The organism is Marinilactibacillus psychrotolerans (assembly GCF_900101525.1).
GTDB classification, from domain to species: domain Bacteria; phylum Bacillota; class Bacilli; order Lactobacillales; family Carnobacteriaceae_A; genus Marinilactibacillus; species Marinilactibacillus psychrotolerans.
In genome coordinates this window covers 155519-181649 of record NZ_FMZD01000003.1, presented here as the reverse complement: position 1 = coordinate 181649, position 26131 = coordinate 155519, and the positions used below count along the sequence as shown (strand labels likewise).

32 protein-coding genes are annotated in these 26131 nt (G+C 34.6%); all 32 read left to right on the top strand.

Annotation, left to right across the window (positions count from 1 at the left end):
- Positions 1–231, top strand: a 231-nt coding sequence (locus BLT22_RS02835) for a flagellin (RefSeq protein ID WP_256333876.1), incomplete at its 5' end; no start/stop codon positions are given.
- A gap of 119 nt (positions 232–350) precedes the next feature.
- Positions 351–773, top strand: coding sequence for a flagellar protein FlaG (locus BLT22_RS02830; RefSeq protein WP_091760458.1), 423 nt, complete (start codon positions 351–353; stop codon positions 771–773).
- Positions 774–777: 4 nt separating this feature from the next.
- Positions 778–2190, top strand: coding sequence for a flagellar filament capping protein FliD (fliD, locus tag BLT22_RS02825; RefSeq protein ID WP_091760455.1), 1413 nt, complete (start codon positions 778–780; stop codon positions 2188–2190).
- 17 nt (positions 2191–2207) lie between these two features.
- Positions 2208–2570, top strand: a complete 363-nt coding sequence (locus tag BLT22_RS02820) for a hypothetical protein (RefSeq protein WP_091760452.1) — start codon at positions 2208–2210, stop codon at positions 2568–2570.
- 20 nt (positions 2571–2590) lie between these two features.
- Positions 2591–2956 carry a flagellar export chaperone FliS gene (gene fliS, locus BLT22_RS02815; protein ID WP_091760449.1) on the top strand — a complete coding sequence of 122 codons (366 nt, stop codon included), beginning with the start codon at positions 2591–2593 and terminating at the stop codon, positions 2954–2956.
- A gap of 532 nt (positions 2957–3488) precedes the next feature.
- On the top strand, positions 3489–3866 hold the full coding sequence (flgB, locus tag BLT22_RS02810) for a flagellar basal body rod protein FlgB (RefSeq protein ID WP_091760446.1): 378 nt from the start codon (positions 3489–3491) through the stop codon (positions 3864–3866).
- Positions 3867–3893: 27 nt separating this feature from the next.
- Complete coding sequence (flgC, locus tag BLT22_RS02805) at positions 3894–4328, top strand: flagellar basal body rod protein FlgC (RefSeq protein WP_091760443.1); 435 nt, start codon at positions 3894–3896, stop codon at positions 4326–4328.
- Between the two features lie 24 nt (positions 4329–4352).
- Positions 4353–4676: a flagellar hook-basal body complex protein FliE gene (gene fliE, locus BLT22_RS02800; protein WP_091760440.1), complete on the top strand. Its 324-nt coding sequence runs from the start codon at positions 4353–4355 to the stop codon at positions 4674–4676.
- Positions 4677–4712: 36 nt separating this feature from the next.
- A complete protein-coding gene (gene fliF, locus BLT22_RS02795; RefSeq protein WP_091760437.1) occupies positions 4713–6329 on the top strand; it encodes a flagellar basal-body MS-ring/collar protein FliF in 1617 nt (538 codons plus the stop codon).
- Between the two features lie 10 nt (positions 6330–6339).
- A complete protein-coding gene (fliG, locus tag BLT22_RS02790; RefSeq protein WP_091760432.1) occupies positions 6340–7371 on the top strand; it encodes a flagellar motor switch protein FliG in 1032 nt (343 codons plus the stop codon).
- Positions 7355–8119, top strand: a complete 765-nt coding sequence (locus tag BLT22_RS02785; RefSeq protein WP_091760428.1) for a FliH/SctL family protein — start codon at positions 7355–7357, stop codon at positions 8117–8119. Before fliG ends, BLT22_RS02785 begins: the two co-directional genes overlap by 17 nt.
- A complete protein-coding gene (fliI, locus tag BLT22_RS02780; protein ID WP_091760424.1) occupies positions 8119–9444 on the top strand; it encodes a flagellar protein export ATPase FliI in 1326 nt (441 codons plus the stop codon). The genes BLT22_RS02785 and fliI overlap by 1 nt, the downstream gene beginning before the upstream one ends.
- A 13-nt stretch (positions 9445–9457) precedes the next feature.
- Entirely contained in the window at positions 9458–9910 is a 453-nt protein-coding gene (gene fliJ / locus BLT22_RS02775) for a flagellar export protein FliJ (RefSeq protein WP_091760421.1), read from the top strand.
- Positions 9911–9967: 57 nt separating this feature from the next.
- Positions 9968–11389 (top strand): flagellar hook-length control protein FliK, encoded by a 1422-nt coding sequence (locus tag BLT22_RS02770; RefSeq protein WP_176935291.1) that lies wholly within the window; start codon positions 9968–9970, stop codon positions 11387–11389.
- Between the two features lie 27 nt (positions 11390–11416).
- A complete protein-coding gene (locus BLT22_RS02765; RefSeq protein ID WP_091760413.1) occupies positions 11417–11851 on the top strand; it encodes a hypothetical protein in 435 nt (144 codons plus the stop codon).
- Entirely contained in the window at positions 11844–12233 is a 390-nt protein-coding gene (locus BLT22_RS02760; protein ID WP_091760410.1) for a hypothetical protein, read from the top strand. The genes BLT22_RS02765 and BLT22_RS02760 overlap by 8 nt, the downstream gene beginning before the upstream one ends.
- An 88-nt stretch (positions 12234–12321) precedes the next feature.
- Positions 12322–13203, top strand: coding sequence for a flagellar hook-basal body complex protein (locus tag BLT22_RS02755; RefSeq protein WP_091760407.1), 882 nt, complete (start codon positions 12322–12324; stop codon positions 13201–13203).
- A 50-nt stretch (positions 13204–13253) separates the two neighbouring features.
- Positions 13254–13457, top strand: a complete 204-nt coding sequence (locus BLT22_RS02750; RefSeq protein ID WP_091760404.1) for a flagellar FlbD family protein — start codon at positions 13254–13256, stop codon at positions 13455–13457.
- Positions 13454–14257 carry a motility protein A gene (locus tag BLT22_RS02745; protein WP_091760402.1) on the top strand — a complete coding sequence of 268 codons (804 nt, stop codon included), beginning with the start codon at positions 13454–13456 and terminating at the stop codon, positions 14255–14257. The genes BLT22_RS02750 and BLT22_RS02745 overlap by 4 nt, the downstream gene beginning before the upstream one ends.
- A 24-nt stretch (positions 14258–14281) precedes the next feature.
- Positions 14282–15076 carry a flagellar motor protein MotB gene (locus tag BLT22_RS02740; RefSeq protein WP_091760400.1) on the top strand — a complete coding sequence of 265 codons (795 nt, stop codon included), beginning with the start codon at positions 14282–14284 and terminating at the stop codon, positions 15074–15076.
- A complete protein-coding gene (locus BLT22_RS02735; RefSeq protein WP_091760397.1) occupies positions 15066–15557 on the top strand; it encodes a flagellar basal body-associated FliL family protein in 492 nt (163 codons plus the stop codon). Before BLT22_RS02740 ends, BLT22_RS02735 begins: the two co-directional genes overlap by 11 nt.
- Before the next feature lie 35 nt (positions 15558–15592).
- Positions 15593–15985 (top strand): flagellar biosynthetic protein FliO, encoded by a 393-nt coding sequence (locus tag BLT22_RS02730; protein WP_091760394.1) that lies wholly within the window; start codon positions 15593–15595, stop codon positions 15983–15985.
- 15 nt (positions 15986–16000) lie between these two features.
- Positions 16001–16666: a flagellar type III secretion system pore protein FliP gene (gene fliP / locus BLT22_RS02725; RefSeq protein ID WP_091760391.1), complete on the top strand. Its 666-nt coding sequence runs from the start codon at positions 16001–16003 to the stop codon at positions 16664–16666.
- 26 nt (positions 16667–16692) lie between these two features.
- On the top strand, positions 16693–16956 hold the full coding sequence (fliQ, locus tag BLT22_RS02720) for a flagellar biosynthesis protein FliQ (RefSeq protein ID WP_091760388.1): 264 nt from the start codon (positions 16693–16695) through the stop codon (positions 16954–16956).
- Between the two features lie 5 nt (positions 16957–16961).
- A complete protein-coding gene (gene fliR / locus BLT22_RS02715; protein WP_091760384.1) occupies positions 16962–17720 on the top strand; it encodes a flagellar biosynthetic protein FliR in 759 nt (252 codons plus the stop codon).
- A 25-nt stretch (positions 17721–17745) separates the two neighbouring features.
- The gene (gene flhB / locus BLT22_RS02710; RefSeq protein ID WP_091760381.1) at positions 17746–18813 is read left to right on the top strand and encodes a flagellar biosynthesis protein FlhB; all 1068 of its coding nucleotides are present in this window, start codon (positions 17746–17748) and stop codon (positions 18811–18813) included.
- 23 nt (positions 18814–18836) lie between these two features.
- The gene (flhA, locus tag BLT22_RS02705; protein ID WP_091760378.1) at positions 18837–20921 is read left to right on the top strand and encodes a flagellar biosynthesis protein FlhA; all 2085 of its coding nucleotides are present in this window, start codon (positions 18837–18839) and stop codon (positions 20919–20921) included.
- Positions 20922–20943: 22 nt separating this feature from the next.
- Complete coding sequence (locus BLT22_RS02700) at positions 20944–21660, top strand: sigma-70 family RNA polymerase sigma factor (protein WP_236048774.1); 717 nt, start codon at positions 20944–20946, stop codon at positions 21658–21660.
- Positions 21653–22420, top strand: coding sequence for a flagellar hook-basal body complex protein (locus BLT22_RS02695; RefSeq protein ID WP_091760375.1), 768 nt, complete (start codon positions 21653–21655; stop codon positions 22418–22420). The genes BLT22_RS02700 and BLT22_RS02695 overlap by 8 nt, the downstream gene beginning before the upstream one ends.
- An 11-nt stretch (positions 22421–22431) precedes the next feature.
- Complete coding sequence (locus BLT22_RS02690; RefSeq protein WP_091760372.1) at positions 22432–23214, top strand: flagellar hook-basal body protein; 783 nt, start codon at positions 22432–22434, stop codon at positions 23212–23214.
- Positions 23215–23246: 32 nt separating this feature from the next.
- Positions 23247–23963: a cell division ATP-binding protein FtsE gene (gene ftsE / locus BLT22_RS02685; RefSeq protein WP_091760370.1), complete on the top strand. Its 717-nt coding sequence runs from the start codon at positions 23247–23249 to the stop codon at positions 23961–23963.
- A 630-nt stretch (positions 23964–24593) separates the two neighbouring features.
- A complete protein-coding gene (locus BLT22_RS02680; RefSeq protein WP_091760367.1) occupies positions 24594–26126 on the top strand; it encodes a methyl-accepting chemotaxis protein in 1533 nt (510 codons plus the stop codon).
- Positions 26127–26131 lie beyond the last annotated feature (5 nt).

Sequence of the window (26131 nt, the reverse complement as noted above, 5' to 3'; positions counted from 1 at the left end):
TCAACTGAACGTGCGAACCTAGGTGCAACTCAAAACCGTTTGGATCACACGATCAATAACTTAACTACAACAAAAGAAAACTTGTCAGAAGCTAACTCACGTATCCGTGACGTTGATATGGCTCAAGAAATGATGGAATTCACTAAGTCTAACATCCTTTCACAAGCTTCAACAGCTATGCTTGCACAAGCTAACCAAATGCCTCAAGGCGTTCTACAACTATTGGGTTAATCTCAATCTTTTAACACAACTATCAACCAATAGGATCGAAGCTAGTCAATCTAGCTTCGGTTTTGTTGTACATACATGATGCAGAATTTGCAACACACTAAGTGGTTGGAGTAAATACTGTGTCCAATTTGAAAATAGGGGCTGGATTGATGAATCAGCGAATTAATACACAAAATACCATTCGAAATATTGATAGAGTTTTACAACATAGCAAAAGTACGCTATCCTTATACGAGGATTCTTATGTAGAACCCATTCAACCAGTTAGAGAAATCAGAAGAGCAGATCAAACATCAGATCTACTGAAACAACCTCCAACTGAAAAACAAATCAATCAATGGGTTTTAGAAGCTAAAGAAGTTATGCAGCGAGTAAATACACAATTAACATTTAAAAAGCACGAAGGTACGGGTAGAATATTAGTAGAATTAGTAGATATAGAATCTCATGAAGTATTGCGTGAGATTCCGCCTGAAAAAATGCTTGATATTATAGCAGGTATTTGGGAATGGTCAGGTTTGATTATAGATAGAACGGAGTGATAAAATGAGCGCCATGAATATAATGGGTACTTATTCAGGAATCGATATGTCAACAATTGATCAATTGATTCAAGCAGAGTCAGCTAGAGGAACAAAATTTGCGACTCAAAAAAATGAATATCAGACGCAACAAACGGCATGGAAAGATGTAAATAGTCGGTTAGATAGTTTTTATAAAAAGTTAGATGCTCTAAAAAGCAAAGACACATTTAATGCTAAATCAGTTAATGTGTCATCGAAAGATTTCGTATCAGTAACGGCTGATAGCAGCGCTTCGACAGGAACTTATAAAATTCAAGTTAGTCAGTTAGCTTCTGCGACTCGTCTTACAGGCGGGAAAATTCCAGTTGAATCTCTTAAGGATGAGTTAGGCATTTCTGGGAATTTAATATTGAACAATGGAGAAAGTGAAGATCCATTTGAATTCAATGTTACTTCTGAGATGAGCTTGAAAGATGTTAAGGATATGATTAATGATCAGTCTGACAAATCTAAAATCAAAGCGAACATAGTGGATAACCGTTTAATCTTAGAACGTACAGATACCGGAGAAAAGACTTTAACATTAGAGGGCTCAGCAGTTTCAGATTTGAAATTAAATGAGAATGCGGTAGTAGATGGTAAGGCGGCCATTTTTACAGTCGACGGAATAGAAATACAAAAAGATAGCAATACGATCAGTGATGTATTAGAAGGCGTAACGTTTAATTTACAAAATGTCCATGCAGCTGATAAGTCAGATACGTTGCGAATCACAGATAATACAGGTACAGCGGCAGATGCATTAAAAGAAGTGATTGATCAGTATAACTCATTAAATTCATTTATTGATACGCAACTATCCGTTGGAGATCCTTCTGCTGAAAATAATAAAACGGGCGCATTAGTCGGAGATAGCTCATTAATGCGTTTACAAACGAACCTAAGAAGTTTATTAACTAGGAATATGGAAACTGCTTCTGAGTCAGTGAATAGTCTTCAAGATTTAGGGGTAGAAATTGATCGAGATGGATTAGCTACTTTCGATCGAACCAAATTTGTTGAGACATTTGAAAATGATCCTAAAGGTGTTTCTTTATTCTTTCATAGTTCAGAAAATGAAGAAATTCCATCTGTTGATGAAAATGGAGATCCTACAACTGAAACGGTTACTAAGCTAACTGGTTTCGCAAATGTTACTCGTTCTCTTGTTAACGAATACATCTCAAGTACAACAGGTATTATTAAAACAAAATCTGACACTTACGATCGTCTGATTAAAGATGTTAATAAGAGAATTGAAACATTTAATACACGTATTGAAACGAAACGTCAACAGTATATTAAGCAATTTACGGCATTGGATACAGCTATGATGCAAGCAGAATCACAACTGCAGTTTATGATGGGACAACTTGGAGGAACGGAAAAGGGTTAAATTGAAAGGAAATCAGTATGAGTCAATCTAATCATCTAATAGAAAAAAAGAAATCTTTACTGTTCGATTTGTTTAATTTATATGAAAATTATTCTTATAGTTTAGATTCAGCTTTCGAAATTTTCCTAGAAGCTGAAAGTATTCAAAAAGAAATTACTCAACTTGATATGGAATTATCAGATGTCGAAAAAGAGCACTTTACTGAAACATATAGAGAAGTATGGGAAGCCATTGTCCAAAAACATAGAGAAATGATGGCATTGATTAATGTAGAGAATACTTTACTAAAAAATCAGATGACTCAAGTGAATAAAAAAGACCAAGTGATTCATAGTTATATAGATAAAAATCAGTCAATGTTTATAGACCGTCAAGCGTAATAATTGATAAGGAGATAACAATGGGATACGGAAATGCTGCTAATGTATATAAGAAAAACCAGATCCAAACAGCTTCACCTAAACAATTAGTAATCTTACTATACGAAGGGGCTATCAAAAATATTCGTTTAGCCGAACTAGCTCAGGAACAAAACGATGTTCAAAAAGTTAATCAACACTTAATAAAAGCACAAGATATAATATCAGAGTTGCTTAACTCTTTAAATCATCAAGATGGAGAAAATGCTATCGCAAGTGAGTTATCCATCCTTTATGATTATTTATTAAATGAACTCCTGCAAGCTAACCTAAAAAAAGATATCAATAAAATGAGCTCAGCAAGAAATATTCTAAATGAATTATTGGAAGCTTGGACCAGCATTTAAATGCTGGTCTTTTTTTTATTAATAAATAACCATGAGGATCTTAATGTATAAAAATTAATAAAAAACTTGCAGGTAAAATAAAGTTTTTCAACCTATATTAGTGGTTTGTTTTATAGTATAAGTTAATCAAATTAGAATAACCTATTATCGACAAGCATGAAAGCGATTGTTTTTTAATGTTCACAAAACTGTCATTTATTAACTATTTGACAAATTTAAATTTAATAACCTACTTGACAATGCTACGAAATATACTATTTTAAATAACAAGCTGTGTACTTGGTTGTATGTTTTGATTGATCCTATGAGTTATTTCATACTTTATAGTTTTTATTGTTTTAAAAAACGTTCTACCTCGAATTCGTATAATCTTAAAAAAGTTCACATTTGTAGACCAGGAAAAGCCTTGTCAAAAAAAATTAGATTGAATCTTCTTAAGGACTAATTTAAACTAATGAGAGTAGGATAAACCTTGAAAACTAATTATTATACATCGACTCTAGTAGTCATACACTTTAAGGAGGATAATTGAATGGATTACCATAATACAGATTTATTACATAGAGCATTAGATGCTTCTAACTTAAGACAAGAAACTGTTTCTAGCAATATAGCAAATGTTAATACACCTGGTTATAAAGCTAAACGAGTTGAATTTGAATCACTACTTAAAGATGCAATGAACGGAACTGGATTACAACGTACGAATGACCGACATTTTGGTGTTAATAACGCAAGTGATGTAAAGGCACGAGTTCAAGAACAGGGTGGAAATATGGTTGGTGATGATGGAAATAATGTTGCTATCGATACGGAAATGGCTGAATTGTCAGCGAATTCTATTTATTATCAATCATTAATTTCTCAAACAAGCGCTCAATATAACATGCTACGCTCTGTATTAAGATAACTCTACAATAGAAAGAAGGAACTAGACATGTCAATTTTTGATGGAATGAGAATTAATGCAAGCGGACTGACACTTGAGCGTTTCAAGTTAGATACGATTTCAACCAATATCGCGAACGTAAATACGACTCGAGTTGAAAATGGAGAGGGACCTTACATAAAACAACAAGTTGAGTTTGAAGAGAGTTTGAGAACCCAGACATCAGGTTTTACTGGCGATACAACTACAAGTAGTGCAGGAGTAAGAATTACAGGCGTTGAAGCAGATGAAGAAAACGTCAAAATGGTTTATGAGCCTGAGCATCCAGACGCTGATGAGAACGGCTATGTAGCCTATCCAAATGTGGATATGGCAGATGAAATGGTTGAAATGATGACAGCGATGCGAACTTACGATGCGAATGTTACTGCTATTAACAACAACAAAGATATGCTTAAAAGAGCCTTAGAAATAGGTAAGTAATTTTACATTGAAAGGAAATTAACTATGAATGAATTAAATGGTTTGAGCTCACTCTATACAAATGCACTAAATCAAATGAATGGAACGACTGGTTTAAATCAGAAACCTGATGGCGCAACAGAAGGTACAGAAGCTTTTTCTAATCTATTTACTGACGCTTTGCAAACGTTAGAGTCTAAACAAGCGGATTCAACACAAGCTGTAGAAGCATTAGTTGATGGAAGTGCTGATGACTTACATACTGTCATGATGAAAACAACAGAAGCACAGCTTTCCCTTGAGGTTGCTGTTCAATTAAGAAATAGAGGCTTAGAAGCATATAACGAGATTAAAAATATGCAGTTCTAATTTTTAATTAAAAGCAGCTAGAGGGAGAAATGGTTAATGGACAAGTTAAAGCAAATAGGGAATAACTTAAAGAATGGCTGGAAGAATCTAGCAGCTCCAAAGAAAAGAATCTTAATAGCAACCTTATCAATAGCCGTTGTTTTAATTGCTGTTTTAGCAGTTTTAGCGCAGAGAAATCATTTTGCGATATTATTTTCTGACTTAGATGAAACAGATGCTGGGGCGATAGTTGAAAATTTAAAAACTGAAGGAATTGATTACAAACTAGAAGATGGCGGCAAAACGATCTTAATCGATGAAGCACAAGTCGATCAATACCGGATTCAATTGGCTAGTAATGGACTAATGCCAATGAGTTCGACCGGATTCGAGATTTTTGACGAAACAAGTATGATGGCTACTGATGAAGATAGAGAAATTATGTATCAAAGAGCTGTTACCGGAGAACTAGAACGTTCAATTTCTTCATTACAACAAGTTGAAAAGGCTAAAGTTATGTTATCTATCCCGGAAGACAGTATTTTTCAGAATCCGGATTACAAAAGCGAAGCTTCTGCTTCGATTGTATTGGAAACTAGAGGTTCTGGACAACTAACTACTCAGAACATTCAAGGTATCGCATCATTAGTTTCTGGAGCAGTTGATAGTCTGCCTATGGGGAATGTTCAAATTGTTGACTCTAATGGGAATCTATTGAGTGGATTTTTACAAGAGGGAGAGAGTGCTGTTGGAGCCACGGACGTATCTAACCAACAATTATCTGTTCAAAAAACATATGAACAGGATTTAGAGAAAAGAATTAATGCCCTTCTTGCCCCGGTATATGGTGCAAATAATATTCGGGTAGTTGTTAATGCTTCAATGAATTTCGATGCGATTGAAGGAGAAACAGTTGAATATACTGCTCCGATGACAGAGGAAGATGATGAAGACCCTGAACGCGAAGGGCTAATCAGAAGTCAGACTGAAAACTACAATGGTGCTAGTGACATGATCCAAGGATTAATTGAAGGTGGAGAATTACCTGTTGCTGAAGAAGGGGATGAAGAATTAAATACTTCATTAGATCGTACAATCAATTATGAATTAGATCAAAAAACGGAGCGATATGTTCGCGCCCCTGGTGTCCTTGAAGGGATAAATGCTTCTATTATCATCAATCAGAATGCGGAAACGGTTCCGGCTGAAAATCAAATTGTACCCATTGTAAGACGGGCAATCGGATTAGATGACCCGGCAACTGAAATTGTCGGAGATGTTACTTTTAGACCAATGCCATTTGCTGATGGAGAAGATATACAGCCAATTGGTGAAGATCTAATGGCGGATCTATCAATGTTCTTCCGCAGATATTGGCCATTTATGATTGGCGGTATCATCTTACTGATTACAGCAATTGTAATTCTAATTATCTTGCGACGTGGCAAAAAAGGTGACTATGATGAATTTGAAGCTGCTTTCGAAAATGAAAATCAAATGCCAGTACAACGAGAAGAATTGGCACCTTTACAACCTGAACCAGTTGATCTGAATATTGAACGTAAAAAACAGAAAAACAAAGTGATGAGTGATAAAGAAGATTTAGTGCGAGATGAAGCGAAACAAAATCCTGAACTCGCAGCGGAATTAATGAAAATCTGGCTGAAAGAATAAGAGGGATAAAATGGCAGATATAAAAGAAGAAAGTAAAGCTTCGAAATTAGATGGAATTAAAAAAGCAGCTATTTTCATGATTGCCTTAGGGCCTGAAACTTCAGCGCAAATAATGAAGCAATTACCGGATGCTTATATTCAGAAAGTTAGTTATGAAATAGCGAATATTGATCATGTTAGTCAACAAGATAGAGAAATGATTATTGATGAGTTTCTAGAAATGTCTCAAGCCAGAGAGTATATCTTAGATGGTGGAATCGATTATGCTAAAACACTATTAAACAAGGCTCTGGGAACTCAGCGAGCGAAAGAAGTCATTGATATGCTAAATCAAATTCAATTACGTGAGCGTCCGTTTAATATTGCTCGCAAGGCTGATCCGCAACAGCTAACAAATTTATTGCTTGGTGAACAGTCTCAGACTGTAGCGCTGATCTTGTGTTACATGCAGCCGGATAAAGCGGCTCAAATATTAGTGCAATTCCCAGCAGAAAGACAAACAGATATTGCTGAACGTATTGGTACGATCAGCAGTACATCACCAGCAGTAATAGAGCGAATTGAAAAAGTTATTGAAAGTAAATTCTCTTCTTATGTTGAGAATGAAACGGAAAGTGTTGGGGGCGTTCATACACTTGTAGATATTTTAAACCAAGTCGGGCGTACTACAGAGAAAACAATCGTATCAGAACTGGAAGAAACACAGCCTGCTTTAGCAGAAGAAATCAAAGCCAGCCTGTTTACATTCGAAGATATTGTTTCTCTCCAAAAAGCAGATGTTCAAAAAGTTCTTCGCGAAGTCAATCAAGACGACCTTATACTGGCACTCAAAGGTGTTTCAGACGAGTTGCGTGACTTCATATTCGAAAACTTATCTGCTAGAGCAGTGGATACACTCAAAGAAGATATGCAATTCTTGGGACCTGCAAGGTTATCTGCAGTGGAAGAAGCACAACAAAAAATTGTTACAGTTATTCGTCGCCTAGATGAACAAGGCGAAGTTTACATTATGAGGGGCGAACAAGATGCAATCGTCGAGTAGAATCATCAAATCAAGACATAAAATAGACCAATCTAACGATACTTGGGTCATTGATACTGTAATGAATGATCCGCAAGATGATTTCGAAGAGGGATTAGATGAATCGGATGAAGTCAAAGAAGCAGCAATTAAGAAAAAAAAGATTCTTAATGAAGCTCTCTCAAAAAAAGATGAAATGATTATGCTGGCTAAACAAGAAGCCGAAGAAATGAAACAACAAGCTTATCAAACAGGTTTGCAATCCGGAAAAGAAGAAGGTTACCGAGAAGGCTATACTCAAGGAATGCAAGAGGGGTATGCTGAAGGTAAAAAAGAAAGTGAAACATTGAAACAGCAAGGAAGAGATCTGATTGCATCAGCTCAGTTAGAGATCGAACAATATGTTCAAGAAAAGAAAGATTCCTTGCTTTCTCTTTCTTTACATATGGCAGAAAAGATTATCCATGATCAATTAGATCATACGGTTGAAGGTGTTTTAGCACTAGTGCATCCGATCTTGCATCAATTGGATAGAGAAGAAGATTTTATTTCGCTTACTGTACATCCGGATTCAAGAGAATCCGTAAAAGAGCAGCTACCAAGTCTTAAAACACAATATCCCGGTGTCCGATTTTCAGTATTACAAGATGGTAATTTAGAACCGAACGGATGTATTGTAGAAAGTGCGCATAAGCTGATAGATCTTCAAGTCAGGGCACAATTAGAAGCTATTCTCAAAGAAATGAAAGAAACGGAGCGGAATGTTTAATGCTCAATATTCCTTTTGAACAATATCACGAGACAATTGAGAAAAGTGCCTATACTTTGAAACAAGGTAAGGTTAGTCAAGTTATTGGTTTGATAATCAAAGTAGATGGACTTGATGCTTTTGTGGGAGAAGTCTGTGAGATTAAAATCAAATCTACCAATAAAGTCGTATTAAGTGAAGTTGTTGGTTTTGTTGATGAAACGGTTCTTTTAATGCCATTAGATGAATTAGAAGGTATTGGTCCTGGTTGTCTAGTTAGACCAACTAGAAAAACGCTTAAAGTAGAAGTTTCTGATGATATGTTAGGGATGACCTTAGATGGACTAGGTAGACCTTTGACAGAAAAGCAACTTTTAAACGGCAAAATGTATCAAGTTAATCGATCTTCTCCAGATCCGTTTAAACGAAAGAAAATCAAAAATATCCTAACAACAGGTGTTAAAGCTGTAGATGGATTACTTACTGTTGGAGAAGGACAGCGTATGGGAATCTTTGCAGGTTCTGGTGTAGGAAAGTCAACCTTACTGGGGATGATGGCTCGGTATTCAGAAGCAGATGTAATCGTGATAGGTTTGATAGGAGAACGGGGACGAGAAGTCTTAGAGTTTATTGAAAATGACTTAGGTAAAGAAGGATATGCAAAATCCGTAGTTGTCTGCGCCACTTCTGACATGCCGCCACTTGTAAGACTTAAAGGAGCATATGTAGCAACTGCTATAGCTGAATACTTTAGAGATCAAGGCAAAAAAGTAGTATTGATGATGGATTCGGTGACTCGGGTTGCTATGGCCCAACGTGAGATTGGACTTGCAACTGGAGAACCGCCAACAAGTAAAGGATATACGCCTTCAGTGTTTACCACATTGCCAAAATTATTGGAACGCAGCGGGACTTCACAACATGGTTCGATTACAGCTTTTTATACTGTGCTTGTTGAAGGAGATGATATGAATGAGCCGATTGCAGATTCAGTTCGAGGAATCTTAGACGGACATATCATTTTATCTAGAAAAATTGCTTCTGAAAACCATTATCCGGCAATTGATATTCCAAATAGTTTAAGTCGGTTGATGAAAGAACTTGTTTCACCAGAACAAGATGAGTTAGCTGGAAAATTAAGAGAAAATTTAACAAGATATGCTGACTCTAAAGATTTGATTGATGTAGGGGCGTATCAAAAAGGAACAAATCCTTTAGTAGACCAAGCAGTTAGACTCAATCGACCAATAAAAGAATTCTTAAAACAGAAAACGACTGAAGAGTATAAATATGATGAAACGTTAACTGAACTAAAATCAGTATTTTCTGCTCAGCCGCTAAGATAAGGAGAATAAGTATATGCAGCCCTATCATTTTTCAATGGAAAAGATTTTGGATTGGCGCGAGGATTTAGAAGAAGTCGCAAAAAAAGAAGTTAAAGATTGCGAAAATCTCTTAATAATGGAAAAGCAAAAGTTAGAATCATTATTAAAAGAGAGTAGAAAGCTAAAAAGCGATAATCTTTTTAAATCAAATATTGATTCCGTTAAGCGTCATAGTTTATACAAAGATATGCTAGATGAAAATATTATTCAACAGAAACTAGCGATTAAAAATGTTGAGATGCAGTTAAATATTGCTCAAGAAAAACTACTAAAAGCTAATAAAAATAAACGAATTATGGAAAAGTTAGAAGAAAAAGAACGATATGGACATAAAGAGGCAGAAAAAAAAGAAGAACAGAAACAACTTGATGAAATTTCTACATTACAATTTGGAAGGAATTTTACCTTTAATCAAAAAGTAAAATAAAGATTTAATTTCAACGATTATAAATTTATTTATGAGAAATTGAAGGGAGGTGAGATGATGAACAATCAGATACAAGTTAAACCTACTAAAACAATAAATGATTCTAATAAAAGCAAAACAACTAAATCTGACGAAAAACTATTTGTTTCTTACTTAAAGCAACAGGATAATACCAAGCAAGAAGCCACAAAAAGCAAAAATTCTAAAAGTGAACAAAAAGATATAGAAGAACAAGAAGACGAAACAATAGAGAAATCTGGAAATATAATTGAGTTGAGTAATTTAGTTGCTCAGCTGATTAAGGGATTGCAAAAAAATCCTGATGCACTCAAACAATTAGGATCGCAAGATGTAAAACAGGTAATTTCTATAATAAATCAATATAAAGAAACTGGACAACTCACGCAAGAAGAAAAAGGCCAACTTGAAAAGATAATGGAACAAATTCAAAATAGTGAACCAATTTCTAGTTCAGTTAACCAGATTTCAGAAGTTAAAGTAAATAATGTGAAAGAAAACAGTGAGAGCTTAGTATTCCAAGAAAAAATAGCTGCAAAACCTGAAATTGAGCAACATAAAACCGCTTCAGTATCGAAGGATCAGTTGGGAAAGATAGACATAGAACTGCAACAACTAATCAAGCTTTTGAAAAGTGGAGATAACAGTGCGCTTCAAAATGCTGAGAAACCAGAAAATGTTGAAGAGCAATATACAGATCTTATCAACTACATAAAGCAGATCAATTTGGTTGGTAAGCAAGAAAGGAAATCGCCAGTCAGTCAACTAAACACTATTAGTCAAGTTGAAGATAATCTAACAATAGACTCTCAATCTGTTCAAAAGGTAAATGTTCAACCTAATGAAGAAACGGGATTAATAGCAGAGCGTCCGTTAATGAATACTATAACTTCTGATATTAAAGAAACGAATATTAAAGTTGAAATGCCTCAAACAGATATTGCAGCTCAGAAAAATGTACGTTCTGAAAATATATCAGTTGCTGCAAAAGAAATTTCTACAGTTTTAAATAAAGATATAGTAGATCAACTGCAAAGTATGGTAACTGAAAAAATTCAAAATCCTGGAAAACCAGAAACCATTAAATCTACTGTTCAACTTACGCCTGAAAGCTTAGGTAAAGTAACCATTGAATTAGAAATGATTGACAACAAACTAATAGGTAAATTAGTTGTTTCTTCTGAGGATGCAAAAAGGTTAGTAGAACAGCAACTAAAAAACTTTACTGGAAATACGGCAACGCAGTCAGTTAAATTTGATAAAATCGAAGTACTAGTTACACCTGCACAAGAAGCTTTCGATGCAGCATTTAATTTTTCTGACCAACAGCAGAGTAATCAGAAATTTCAGCAAGTCATAAAAAATAAAAAGCTCTATTTAGCTAATAGTGATCTAGATCCAGAAATTGAATCACCGATTGAGACTGAAATGAATAAGGGCCGAGTAAATGTAATTGCCTAACTAAATATTTTGAAAGGAGTTAATTAAATGAATGTACCTTCTCAAATGACTATTGGATCGCTCGAAAAAGTAGTACCAGAAGATGAAACAAAGAAGAATTCAGATCTAGACATGGAACAATTTTTGTATATTATCTCGAATGCAATGAGTATGCCATCCTTAGACGGCGGAAGCGGCGGTGGCGGTGGAGAAACGGATTATATTGGTCAGATGGTTCAGTTTGGAATGTTGGATTCAATGCAGGAATTAACAAAAACTATGCAGACGACGATGCTAATGACTCAACAACAACAGGCTTTAGGCATGGTAGGTAAAGAAGTTTCACTTAAAACAGAGGAAGATCAGTTAGTAAAAGGTGTGGTAGAAAAAGTAAAATTCGATAGTGGTTACGCTACGATACAAGTTAATGGTAAAACTTATTCATTAAACAATATTGTCGAAGTTGGGACTGCAAGTGATTGATAAACTTACAGGACCTAAAGAACCTTCATCACATTCTTTTAAATTAAATCATCCTTCTGTTTCAGTAAATCGTCAGTTCGGCTCATTTATCGAAGATGCATTAAAAAACGTAGATAGTGAACATAAAGTAACATTTTCTAATCATGCACAGAAAAGACTAGACCAACATGGCATTTCATTAGACAAAACGGATTTAAGTAATTTAGAAGAAGCTGTTCAAACGCTAGCTGAAAAAGGCTCTAAACAGTCATTAATTTTGTATGATGACTTAGCTTTGATTGCGAGTATAAAAAATCGCAAAGTCATTACAGCATTGAAATCAGATGAAATGCATGAAGTAACAAATATTGATAGTGCAATCCAAGTAAAAAGGGATGTATAAGCTGGACTGAAAAAGGGGCTTTTCTCTATTGACTGACTGATTTAGAGACATCTCAAAACAACTATAGATAATAATAGGAGGATTCAAAATGTTAAAATCATTATATTCTGGTATCACTGGTATGAAAGGCCAACAAACTAAAATGGATGTAATCTCTAATAATATCGCTAACGTGAATACAACGGGCTTTAAATCACAAAAGGTTTCATTCCAAGACATGATTTCTCAAACAAATGCTGCAGCACAAGGACCGAATAATAACGGTCGAGGTGGAATTAATGCTCAACAAGTTGGGTTAGGAACTCAAGTTGCAGCTACTAATATGTTAATGCAAGGTGGCTCACTCCAATATTCAGGTAGAGGGTTGGATTTTGCTATACAAAATGGAGATAAATCTTTCTTTGTAGTTAGTGAGAATGGTACTGGAGAAAATGTTAATTATACGCGTGATGGTGGATTTACAATTGATTATGATGGAAACCTTACCTCAGCAAACGGATATAAAGTAATGGGATACGTTCCAGCAGGCGGCATGACGCCAGAAGCTGGTTATAATAGTGGAGATTTACCCACTACATTAAGCCCCATTCAAATTAATCAGACTATGGGTGGCCTCGAATTACAAGATTACAATATTGATAATACGGGTACGATCATTGCTACATACAGTGATGGAAATACCTATGTTTTAGGTAGAGTGGCATTATCCAATTTTGCAAATCCGGATGGTTTAGAAAAAGCAGGCAGTAACTTATACAATTCAACTACTAACTCAGGGGAGCCACAACTTGGCGGTCCTTCAGATGATGGTTATGGAATTATTCGTTCTGGATTTACTGAAATGTCTAATGTTGATTTGGCGAGTGAATTTACAGAGATGATCGTAGCGAGTAGAGCTTATCAAGCAAACTCTCGAAGTATAACAACATCAGATGAAATGCTGCAAGAATTGATCAACTTAAAACGTTAATCTAAAAATTAGTTGAATACTCAAGATCAAAAATAGAAAGAGGATATAAAATGATTCTTTTAAAATCTTTAGCTGGAAAAGAATTTTATCTTAATTGTGATCTGATCTATAGGGTAGAAAAAGAGTACGATACTTTGATTACACTGGTTGATCAAAAGACGATTTGGGTTCAAGAGACACCTGAAGAAATTAGAGATAAAGTTATCCAATTTAAAAATCAGGTTTATCGCAACCCCTGGGAGGTAAAAGAATGAAACGAAGCTTTACACCTATCATTGGTATGATTGCAGGTATTGGATTGATCATATATGCTATGTCATCCAGTGGTCCACTAGCAGGATTTTTTGATGTTCCATCTCTGATCATTACACTTTTAGGTTCTTTTTGCGCTTTAATGATCAGTTTTCCGATTGAAACGATGAAAAAAATTCCAAGTTTAGTAATGAAATTAATTATTGAACCAGATAACGATCGAGTAGCTTTAATAGATAAGATTATTGAAATCACAAAAAAATCTAGAGTTCAAGGAATCCTATCAATCGAAGGAGATATTAAAGAACTGCAGTATCCATTACTCAAATATGGACTGGAAATGGTCGTTGATGGAACAGATGAAGACACCATTAAAGAACTGATGACTGTACAACTTGAACAAACTGAAAATAGACATTCAGAGGGACAAGAAGTCTTTAGTAAATGGGGAGAATATGCTCCAGCATTTGGAATGATTGGTACACTAATTGGACTTATTGCTATGCTGGGAGATCTTCAAGATCCTTCACTAATTGGTGCGGGAATGGCTACAGCTTTATTGACAACTTTGTACGGAAGCTTTTTAGCTAATATCATATTCATTCCATTAGCTAAAAATCTAGAAATGCAAACGGGGAATGAGTTGAAAACGAACGAAATGATTCTCGAAGGAGTACTTGCGCTTCAAAGGGGAGAAAATCCACGAGTAATCGAACAGAAACTTCAAAGCTTTATTTCACAAAAAGAGCTCAAGACAACCAAGCTTGAAGACGAAGCAGTAGCAGCAGTTTCTGAAAAATAAAGATGTAGTAAATGAGGGAGTCAAATGGCAAGAAAACCGAAAAAAGCTAAGTCAAGCGGAGCACCCGCATGGATGGCCACATATTCTGACCTGATGTCTTTATTACTAACATTCTTTGTTCTGTTATTTTCAATGTCATCAGTGAGTGAAGAACAATTTAAAGCAGTCGCTGAGTCGCTTCGAGTTGCTCTGGCAGGTAGCAGTAATGACTCGATACTGGAAGATAATGGCAGTACTATCTCTGATCTAAACACAACTGAGGTAGAAGATATTGATCAAGCTAATCCAGAAGATTTAACAGTAGAAGATAGTGAAAGTGTTGAAAGTACAAATGTCATTCCACAAGAAGTACAAGAATTATATGAGACAGCAAATAAGTATATGGCTGAGAATGGAATTGAATCTGATTTAACAATTTCTCGCGATACTGAGGGTGTATATATCGATATTCAGGAATCTATATTGTTTACTTCAGGCAATGCTGATATCACAGCCTCTGGAGAAGAAACATTAAGTAAATTATCAGGTTTATTTGATCTTTTTGATAATAAAATTGTCGTGGAAGGTTATACAGACAATGTTCCCATTAATAATTCTAAGTTTTCTTCAAACTGGGAATTATCTACAGGAAGAGCAGTCTCTGTTTTACGTTATTTAAGTGAAGAAAGGGGGGTCTCTCCGAATAGATTAGCTGCAAAAGGCTATGGAGAGCATTCCCCGCAAGTAGCTAATGATTCTGATGAAAATAGAGCATTGAATAGAAGAGTGAATGTGATTATTATGTATGAAGATAGAGAGGAAGTAGACAATGGCGAATAATCCTACAGTAGCAGAAAATACAAAAAGTAAGGGTAGTAAAAGTAAAATAATAATTATTGCCCTGGCCATTGTTATCCTATTATTAGGAGGTTTTATTGGGTATTCACTCATGAGCGGTTCGGGTGAAATACCTTTTATCAGTAAATTTTTTGAAGAGCCTGAACCAGTAGAGGTTCAAGTGCCATTAGATGAGTTTCTGATTAACGTACCTGATAAAAATGGTGATGACACAGCGATAGTCAAATTGGAAGTATCTGTCAGTAGTTATGAAGAAGGTGCTGAAGAATTGATAGGGAAAGAGATAGCAAAAGTTCGGGATGCAATTATTCATGTTGTTTCAAATGAAAACATTGATACGCTACTAAAAAGAGAAGATAATTCTTTTGTAATAAAAAATGATTTGAAAAATCGTATAAATGAAGCATTTGGAAAAGATATTATCCATAAAGTCTACATTACGAATATTCTAACTCAGGATTAAATAACCTTTAACGACATAAATACAGGAGGAATAAGATGCAAGGTGTAGGTGTAGATCAATTTATTCAAATGTTGTTTGCTCTTTTACTGATCATTATATTAGCTAATTTCTTATTGAAAAGATTAGATAGAATGAATCAAGTGCGAAGTAAAGCAATCAAAATAATCGAACGCGTACCTGTATCAAAAAGTTCCTCCTTATGTATCGTGCAAGTAGGAGCGCAATATATGTTAATGAGCTTCAGTGAACATGGAAATGAAGTTATAAAGGAATTTTCGCAACAAGAAAAAGAAGAGATTCAAATACGGCTCCATCAACAAGCAGAAAATACGAAAAGTATAACTGACATTAAGAAAATATCCGGTGACTTGAAAAGTAAGTATAAGCATTTAAAGAAAAAGTATGAGGACTCTTTTAAGGGAGACTAAGAAAGGAATTATTTTATGGTGGACAATTTAGTAGATGTATTCTCAAATACTGGTGAATCTTCTGAAGTCATCGATTTGTATCTACTGCTTCTATTAATCGCATTGATTCCTTCTTTCTTAGTATTAACTACAAGCTTTACAAGAATGATCGTCGTGCTTTCTTTTACTAGAAATGCTTTGGGTACACAACAAACTCCGCCGAACCAAGTATTAATAGGCTTAGCTTTATTCCTGTCACTCTTTGTGATGCGACCTGTCTATGAAGAAGTTAATGACGTAGCACTGACTCCTATGTTGGAAGGTGACTTGTCAAGAGAAGAAGCATTTGTAGAAGCCGAGAAACCAATTAAAGATTTTATGTTAGATCAAACTCGAACAAGTGACATAGAATTATTTGTAGATTTATCTGGAGAAGACTATCCAGAAACGCCACAAGACTTACCTTTGACAACCATTATTCCAGCTTTTTCTATTAGTGAATTAAGGACAGCTTTTACAATTGGTTTTTTGATATTTATTCCATTCTTAGTAATTGATGTTGTCGTTTCGAGTATTCTTATGTCTATGGGAATGTTCATGCTATCTCCTGTTATGATTTCTTTACCGTTTAAATTATTATTATTTGTGATGGTAGATGGTTGGTACCTGGTAGTTGAGTCTTTAGTCAGCAGTTTTTATTAAAAAATTATTTGAGAGGATTTTATGATATGACAACACAAAATGTACTAGATGTTTTACAAGATGCGTTTCTCGTGATGTTACGTGTAGGGGCTCCTGTATTGATTATTGCTCTAGTTATTGGTTTAGTTGTCAGTATTTTACAAGCTACAACCCAAATCCAAGAACAAACGTTAAGTTTTGTTCCCAAATTATTTGCAATACTGTTAACACTTGTTTTATTAGGCAATTTTATGTTAAATACGTTAATCTCATTTACTGAACGATTATTCACTATCATCGCCGGATTGTGATCAGTATGATAGATCAGGTAGAGCATTTTCTATTAATATTAATTCGTATTACGACTTTTATTTCTTTAAGTCCCGGTTTTTCTAATAAAGCTTTTCCACAAGTTGCTAAATTAGGAATATCGCTGGCATTGTCTTTTACGGTAATGGGGTTCATAGATCCAGTTGAAACACCTTTTTCTATAATAGTTTTCTTAATATTGGGTATCAAGGAACTATTTATTGGTATGGCATTAGCATACATAACCATTCTATTTTTTACAGCAGTTGATATTGCAGGCTCATTGGTTGATTTTCAAGTTGGTTTTTCAATGGGTCAAATCTATGATCCATCTCTTGGTGTGAGTGCATCAAATTTCGGAAGGATCTATTATTGGATTTCAATTTCTATATTCTTTATTGCTAACATTCATCATCTTGTAATTAGAAGTTTAGTAAAATCATTCGAGTATGTTCCTTTAAATCAGATTATTTTTAATAGTTTTGGTGTTGAAGGAATAGTAAAGTTGTTTGGACATGTGTTTGAAATAGCTTTGAGCTTAGCAATTCCATTTATTATAGTAGCGCTATTATCAGAACTAACCTTAGCTCTAATTTCTAGAACTGTTCCTCAAATCAATGTGCTGATTTTAGGTATACCTATGAAGATATTAGTAAGTTTAGTATTCATGTTTATATTTTTACCTATGTTAATGGAAAACATCTCGGAAATCTTTCCTGAGATGATCAAATATATGAATCAATTCCTAGATTCTTTAAGTAATTAATGTTTAATTTGTGAGGTGAGTTCTAGTGGCAGAGAAAGATGGAAAAACCGAAAAACCTACCCCGAAAAAGCTTAGGGACGCTCGCAAAAAGGGACAGGTACCTAAAAGTCAAGATTTATCATCTGCTTTATCTTTTGGTATTTTTGCTTTAGCTTTCACTGGACTGGCTACTTATGTATTTCAACGAGCATTTGTATTTTTACAGAATATGCTGAAAAATGGCTTTGATGTCCAAAATATACATAATGAATTAGGTAATATTGGATCTAAAGCAATTTTATACTTTTTGATTTTATCTGCACCATTTTTAATAATTGCATTTTTGACAGCTGTTTTCGGAAATTTAGCACAAGTAGGTTTTATGCTTACCGCTGATCCAATTAAACCAAGTCTGAAAAAACTCAATCCAATATCAGGCTTTAAAAATATCTTCGGGAAAAAAGCTGCATTTGGATTATTTAAAAATTTAGCTAAGTTATTTATTGTTGTAGGATTTACTCTTTACACCTTATATCATTCAGGACTCATGATTATGAATTCGGGAAGCATAGGATCAGCAAACATATTCCCTCTAATGATTGATTTAGTTTCTAGACTAGCCTTTAATCTTGCGATTTTCTTAGCCGTATTAGGCGTCGCTGATTTTGTGTTCCAAAGATACTCACACAACAAAGAATTGATGATGTCCATGCAGGAAATTAAAGATGAATATAAAGAAATGGAAGGAGATCCGCAGATTAAATCACAGAGGAAAGCTCGCTATAGAGAATTATTAAGCGGGAAAATTTCTGACGTAGATGATGCAACAGTACTTATAACGAATCCCACTCACTTTGCCATTGCAATTAGATATGATCAAAAAACTGATGAGGTTCCAATAATGCTTGCTAAGGGGCAGGACTTGATGGCACTTCGTATGAAAGATAGAGCTGCAGAAAAAGCAGTACCTATGATTGAAAACAGACCACTTGCGAGAGCTTTATATAAAGATGTAGATCCAGGTGATCCAGTTCCGATAGAACTCTATCAGGCTATCGCTGAAATATTAGCTCTTGTTTTCCAAGCTGAAAAACGTAAAAAAACTAAAATTTAAAAACCATGAATAGGAGAATCAAGATGAATCAAGCTTCGACATCAACTAAATCTGGGATCGGCAATTACTTGAATATATTTGTTGCTTTTATTGTTGTTTCCATAATAGGAATCATTATGATCCCAATGCCTACTTTCATCTTGGATCTTCTGTTAGTTGTTAATATTTCACTTGCAATTACTATATTAGTTTTAACCTTATATACACATTCGGTCTTAGATTTCTTGAGTTTCCCTACATTGTTGCTGATAACAACGATGTTTCGATTAGGATTAAATGTAAGTTCGACTCGTTTAATTCTAAGTGAGGGTGATGCAGGTCAAGTAATTGATACTTTTGCTAATTTTGTTGCCGGAAACAACTATATTGTTGGAGCAGTAATTTTTATTATTATTGTATTAGTTCAAATGCTGGTTGTAACGAACGGTGCCAGTAGAGTAGCGGAGGTTTCAGCAAGGTTTACTTTGGACGCAATGCCAGGTAAACAGATGGCTATTGATGCCGATTTAAATTCAGGATTAATTACAGAAGAAGCTGCTAAATTGAGAAGATCTAATTTAGAAAAAGAGGCTAACTTCTATGGTTCCATGGATGGTGCCAGTAAATTCGTAAAAGGTGATGCAATTGCAGGTCTAGTTATAACCATTATCAACTTGATTGGTGGTATATTAATTCATTCTTTGCAAGGCAGTTATACTATGATTGAAGCATTGGAACACTTCGGTAAACTTACAATTGGGGATGGTCTAGTTAGTCAAATCCCTTCATTACTGATTTCAGTGGCTTCTGGTATTCTGGTTACAAGAACAGCAAATGAAAAAGCTTTTGGGGATACGATTGGTAGAGAGTTATTCAATGTTCCTCAAGTTTTATACATCGTTTCAGCTCTAATGATCATTTTTGCAATTATTCCAGGATTTCCTATCCTTCCATTTCTAATTCTTGGAGTTGCTTTAGGAACAGCAGGATATTTAGTGAATGAAGGACAAAAACAAGAAGCCGAAGATGCAAAAATACAGCAGCAACTAGTAGAACAAAGCCAGCCTGTTGCTAAAGAAGAAGAATCAGTAGCTAGCTTCCAAGTAGATAGGATTGCTATTGAGATCGGTTATGGTTTGATTCCTTTAGCTAATGAAGATCAAGAATCTAATCTGACAAATCAGATTGCTGCAGTTAGAAAACAACTTTCTCACGAAAAAGGTGTTTTATTAAATCCAATACGGATTAGAGATAATTTACAAATGGAACAAAATGAATATGTTATTAAGATAAAAGGAAATGAAGTAGCATCCGGTGAATTATATACTGACCGTTTCTTAGTGGTAGAACCTGGGGGAGCTTCTGAAGAATTTGATTTTGAAGGTATACCAGCAATTGAACCTGCCTTTGGGTTAGATGCTCTCTGGGTTACAGCTAAAAATAAAGAAATTGCTGAACTACACGATTTCACAGTAGTTGATCCGTTGACTGTATTGATTACCCACTTAAAAGAGGTCATTAAAAACAATGCACATGAATTATTGGGAAGACAAGAAGTTAAAGAATTGCTGGAGGGAATTAAAGATCAATACAATGTAGTGATTGACGAATTAATTCCGGATATTCTTCAACTTGGAGATGTACAAAAAGTATTGCAGCATTTACTGCAAGAAAATGTAGCAATCACTGACCTTGAAACTATTTTAGAAACATTAGCTGATTATGGAAGTTCAACTAAAGATCCAGAAACATTAACAGAATATGTAAGACAATCTTTAAAAAGAACAATAGTTAAACCATTTTTTGATGATCAAGGGACCTTAAATGTCTTAACTATCCATCCAGAAACAGAAGAGATATTAAGTACAAGTATTCAGAAATCCTCTGCTGGTTCAATACCTGTATTGCAGCCACAGATTGTCACAAAACTGTTTGATAGTATTAATCAGCAACATTCAGCATTAAATGCTCAAGGTGTTCCGCATGTCTTGTTAACTGCACCTAAAATAAGGCCAGCAGTTAAGAATTTAATCACCTTTAATTTTCCAGAACTTACAGTTGTTTCACTAAATGAAGTGCCGAATGACTGTCCATTAGAAACTGTTGGTATGATTGAGATAAAAGAATAATGAAAGAAAGGGAGTTTATCAGTTGGAAGTAGAAGATCGAAATGAAGCTATATTACAATATATGCCGTTAGTGCATAAAGTCGTTCACTCCATAAATGTCAAAAACAGGGACTATGATCACGAAGATATGGTCAATATTGGCGTAATCGGCTTGATAGATGCTCTGAAACGCTACGATAAAACGCAAAAAGTCCCTTTCGAAAATTATGCTTATATAAGGATCAAAGGTGCAATTATTGATGAAGTAAGAAAGACATCCAGAGTCCCAAGATCTAGAATGGCAAAATTGAATTTGTATTATAAAGCGAAAGAAGAACTAGAAATTCAGTTTAAACGTAATCCTACAGAAAAAGAAATATGCGAAAAATTGGAATTAACTAAGAAAGATTTGGAAGGGATTCATGATACAGTTCATCAACTCGCTTATGTGTCGTTAGATGAAGTGATTAATGTTGATTCTGATAATGAAGTTACCATGATGGATGCAATAGATGATCGTAACGAAGCGGCTATTGATGATACTTTATTAAAAAAAGAACAATCTATCTATTTAACAAATGCTGTGACAAAATTAAGTGAACGGGAACAGCAGATTTTGCAGTTAATTTACGTTGAACGATTGAGTATGAAGGAAGTTTCCTATATATTTGATATAAGTGTACCGAGAGTCTCTCAGATACATGGGAAAACATTATTGAAATTAAGAGAAATATTGGAGAGTGATTACGCTAATGATTAGAGGTCTAGATACTTTATCAAGAAGTTTTAACGTTTTATCAGAAAAACAAAAAAGCTTAGCTACAAATACTGCAAATGTAACCACACCTGGTTATAAATCGCAACAGCTTGTCACAAGTGCTACAGAACGAGTTGATGTACATAACTACACAAGAGGTCCTGAACTTAATCTTCGAAGAGAGACTGGAGAGATTACCTTTGGAAATCAATTAGACGAAGCGTATAGAGATTTAAGCGGAGGAGCATTCCAGACAACCAACAATCAGACTGACCTTGCTTTAAGCGGAAATGGCTTTTTCACTGTGCAAAATGCAGCTGGAGAAACTTTTTATACTCGAAATGGTAACTTTACAGTTAATGATCAAAATCAGCTTGTTACCCAGGAAGGCTATGCGGTACTTGGTATACAGCCAGGAGGAGGAACAGAACCAATTACTGTTGATTCGAATTCTTTTACTGTAGATCAAAACGGTTTTGTTCAATCAGGTGAAGGGGCGGAACAATTCTTATATATAACAAGTTTTGAAGACCAAGCTGCACTGAATAGCGCAGGAGATACTCTGTTTCAAGGTGAAGGTGGAATACCTATGGGTACTGGTTTTACAGTAAACCAGGGACAAGTTGAACAGTCTAACGTGGATATGGCCGATGTGATGAGTAATATGATGCAGATTTCACGAGAATTTGAAGCGAATCAGCGTATGCTAAAAACAACTGATGAAACATTGCGTCGCGCAACTCAAGAAGTCGGGAAAGTTTAGGAGGATATTAGATGAGAATACCTTATAGCATCAGTAAAAGCGGATTAAAAGCTCAGCAGAATAAGCTTGATACAATCGCCCACAATATTTCGAATTCTGATACAGCTGGATACAAGCAGAAAACCGTTAGCTTTAGAGAACTTCTTGTAAATGATATTAATGAACAAGACGCTTTATTATCAGGTAATGCTAATAATCTAGGGCTAAATAGAGGAGTTCTAAGTTCTACTAATGGAACTGATTTTTCAGCGGGTTCATTGGTTCAGTCAGAAGAAAATCTTTCTGTTTCAGTGAATGGTGAAGGGTTCTTTGGAGTCCGAAATGAGGCTGGAGATCTAGTGCTTACTCGAGATGGAAATTTCACATTAGATGAAAATAAACAAATTGTGAACAGTCGAGGGCAAGTAGTTGAGACTAATCTTACTATTCCTGCTGATGCTTGGCCAGAAGGCGAAGTTCAAGTAGGCAGCTCAGGAGAGATATTTATCCAAACTGGCGAAGGACAAATAAATGTGGGCGTAATTCCACTTTACAATGTTGAGAATCCTCAAGCGTTAATTCCAATTGGCGATAATAACTTTACCATTCCCCCTGAACAAGCGGGAACGCTAATAAATTCTATTGAGAATCCGGGAGCCTTCGGTACTCTATTGACGGGTGTTTATGAAAATTCAAATGTTGATCTGGCGCAATCCTTTACAGATATGATTATGGCGCAGCGAGCATACTCTTTGAATGCACAAGTCACCCGGAGCACAGATGAAATCTATTCCCTTATCAATCAATTCACTTAAGTCGATTTAGCTAAAAAGGTTATGGTGATGAAATGATTTCCTTGAATAATGTGACAAAAACTTATAGAGACGGAACTTCTGCTTTACAACAAGTGACTTTAATGATTGAAACAGGAGAATTCGTCTATTTAAAAGGAAAAAGTGGTTCAGGAAAAAGTACTTTATTAAAAGTTTTGTATGGGCAAGAAAAGGTTAATAGAGGTCAAGTTAGATTAGCGGATCACCATGTTCATAAAATGAATAATAGAAAAATCCATAAGCTTCGTCGTGAAATAGGCGTAGTCTTTCAAGACTATCAATTGCTTTCCTATAAAACTGTTTTTGATAATATTGCTTATGTATTGGAAGTCACAGGCTATCCAAAAGAAAAAATTAACGATAAGGTAATCGAAGCTCTTGAAAAAGTTGGACTAAAACATAAAATCTTTGAATATCCTTCAAATTGTTCTGGTGGTGAACAACAGAGAATTGCAATTGCACGAGCGATTGTACACGACCCTATAGTTCTTTTTGCTGATGAACCAACTGGGAACCTGGATCCTCAGAATGCTTATTCAATTTTAAAAGTTCTTCATAAAATTAACAAATCTGGAACCACAGTTATTATGGCGACACACGATCAGTCATTAGTTGATAAAATGCCTTCAAGAGTAATTGAGCTTGAAAAAGGATATTTAACTAAAGATCGGAGTATTAATCACACCATGATGATTTTGAGCAGCAGAATGGGCGAACAGTATATTATTTAGTTTGATTTTATAAATAGGGTCTAGTACAAAATTCTATATTAACTCATTATAATTAATGTATTATAACTTCCGAAATTTCAGACTTTTTTAAGAGTGAATTCTTTCACTCTTTTTTATTTTATTCATACAATTACACAACTTAAACTACTTTCTGATTTATGAATCAATAAAGTCCTCTTTTCATAAAATCAATCTTACTTATTACCTTACGATCAGCTAAAAAAATATATATTAGGTGTTTTTTAAATGATTTGGTAAGTATAATGACAGTTATAAAATTGATTCGTATTATTGTTCATTATCGAGACGGAATATAGTAAGCCATTATTAATTCTTATACTCATCTGCTTTGGCTCATAGATAAATTTTTATCCTAACGAGCCCCTCAAAACTAAAATAGGTAAATAAAATTCTTAACAGCACCTACAATTTCAAAATGGTATGAACGCTGATAATAAATTATTTTTTACTTTTGTTGATTTGTAGATGATTTCACCAAAATATATACTGGCTTAAAAAAATCTACGAAAATCAAATTAAAATAGTCTATGATTATTTCTTTTTCCTATTAATTAACTTATATATAAACCGATAGTATAAGTTGTAGTAGAAATATAGGAGGAATAGTTAATGTCACAGTCAAAATCAAAAGAGTTATCCATTAAACAGATGTTTAATGCGAATGTTACCGATATCATTACATACTTTTTCATAGGAATGATCTTAGTAACCTATCCATTCATTTATTTTTATCAAAGAGTATCATTTTTTGAACAGAGTAATTTCATGTATTACATATTAGTAAGTTCAATCATTCTTGTAGCAACATTCATAATGCACAAATTTCTCAAACAATCGGCGCAATATCCTTTCTTTATTATGGGATTACTCCATGTATTGCCCATTCTTTTATACCTGACTTTATCTTTTATAGCCGGTTGGTTTACTCTAGTAATATTACTAGTCGTATATACAATATATATGGATAAAACATTTTATTTGAGCGCAGCCATTATCGGTTTTATTGAACTAATCATTATGATGGGATTAAGATGGACTGTTGGGCATGATTTATTTGAATTAGGTTCAATGTTATTTGTTTATTTAATATTTGCAGCTTTAGCATATACATTAGTATGGCATGGTAAAAAAGTTATTACGAATTTTAATATCTCCTTAATGGCTCAATCTAATGAGTTAGAAAAAATTGTATCAGCCTCAAAAAAAACAGTGCAAAATCTTCAAGAAGGTACAGCGGTTTTGCATGAGACAAATCAATCGATTGTCAATGCTTCTCAGGAAACGGTCAATGCAATCGACGATATCGCTACTTCAACTACTGCTCAAGCTGAAAATACGGAAAGTGGTGCCGAAAACCTTACTAAATTAGGGAATCTGCTCAGTGATCATGCAAATCATATTTTTAGTTTAACTAAAGAAACCATTCATGCCAGTGAATTGAAAGAATCTAGTTTGAATAATTTAAATTCATTAACAAAAAGTACACAAGATAGTATACAATCGATCACTGAAATTGAGAAAATGATTAAGTTGACTTCCGACTCCGTTGATAAAATTGAGAATGCCAGTACCCAGATCGCCAGTATTTCTGAACAGACCGACTTGTTGGCGTTGAACGCTTCCATTGAGGCAGCAAGGGCAGGCGAAGACGGTAAAGGTTTTGCAGTTGTTGCAGAAGAAATTAGAAAACTTGCTGAACAATCAAGATCCTTCAATGAAGAAATTGCTGAAGTTATCTTAAATTTAATGAATCAAACAAAAGGTGCAGTAAGCGCCGTTTCTAACGTTCAAAATATTACTGCTGAACAGCAAAAGAACTTGGCAGATACAAATGAACAATTCGATTTCTTATCTAAAGCATTCAATACTTTAGAAAATGTCATTGATCAAGTTTCTCAAACAGAGATGAAAATGAAAAATAAAACAGATGATATGATTGATATTATGAATAATTTATCTGTCTCTTCAGAAGAAAATGCTTCCACAATTGAAGAGCTCTCAGCTACTATATCTACAACAAATGAAGAGATTGAAAATATGTTTAATGAGGTCAAATCAATCAATAAGCAGGTTAAAATACTCGAAAAAGTTATATTATTCAGTAATTATAAAGAGAGCTTGAATAAAATCGCTAAAGACTAAGTACC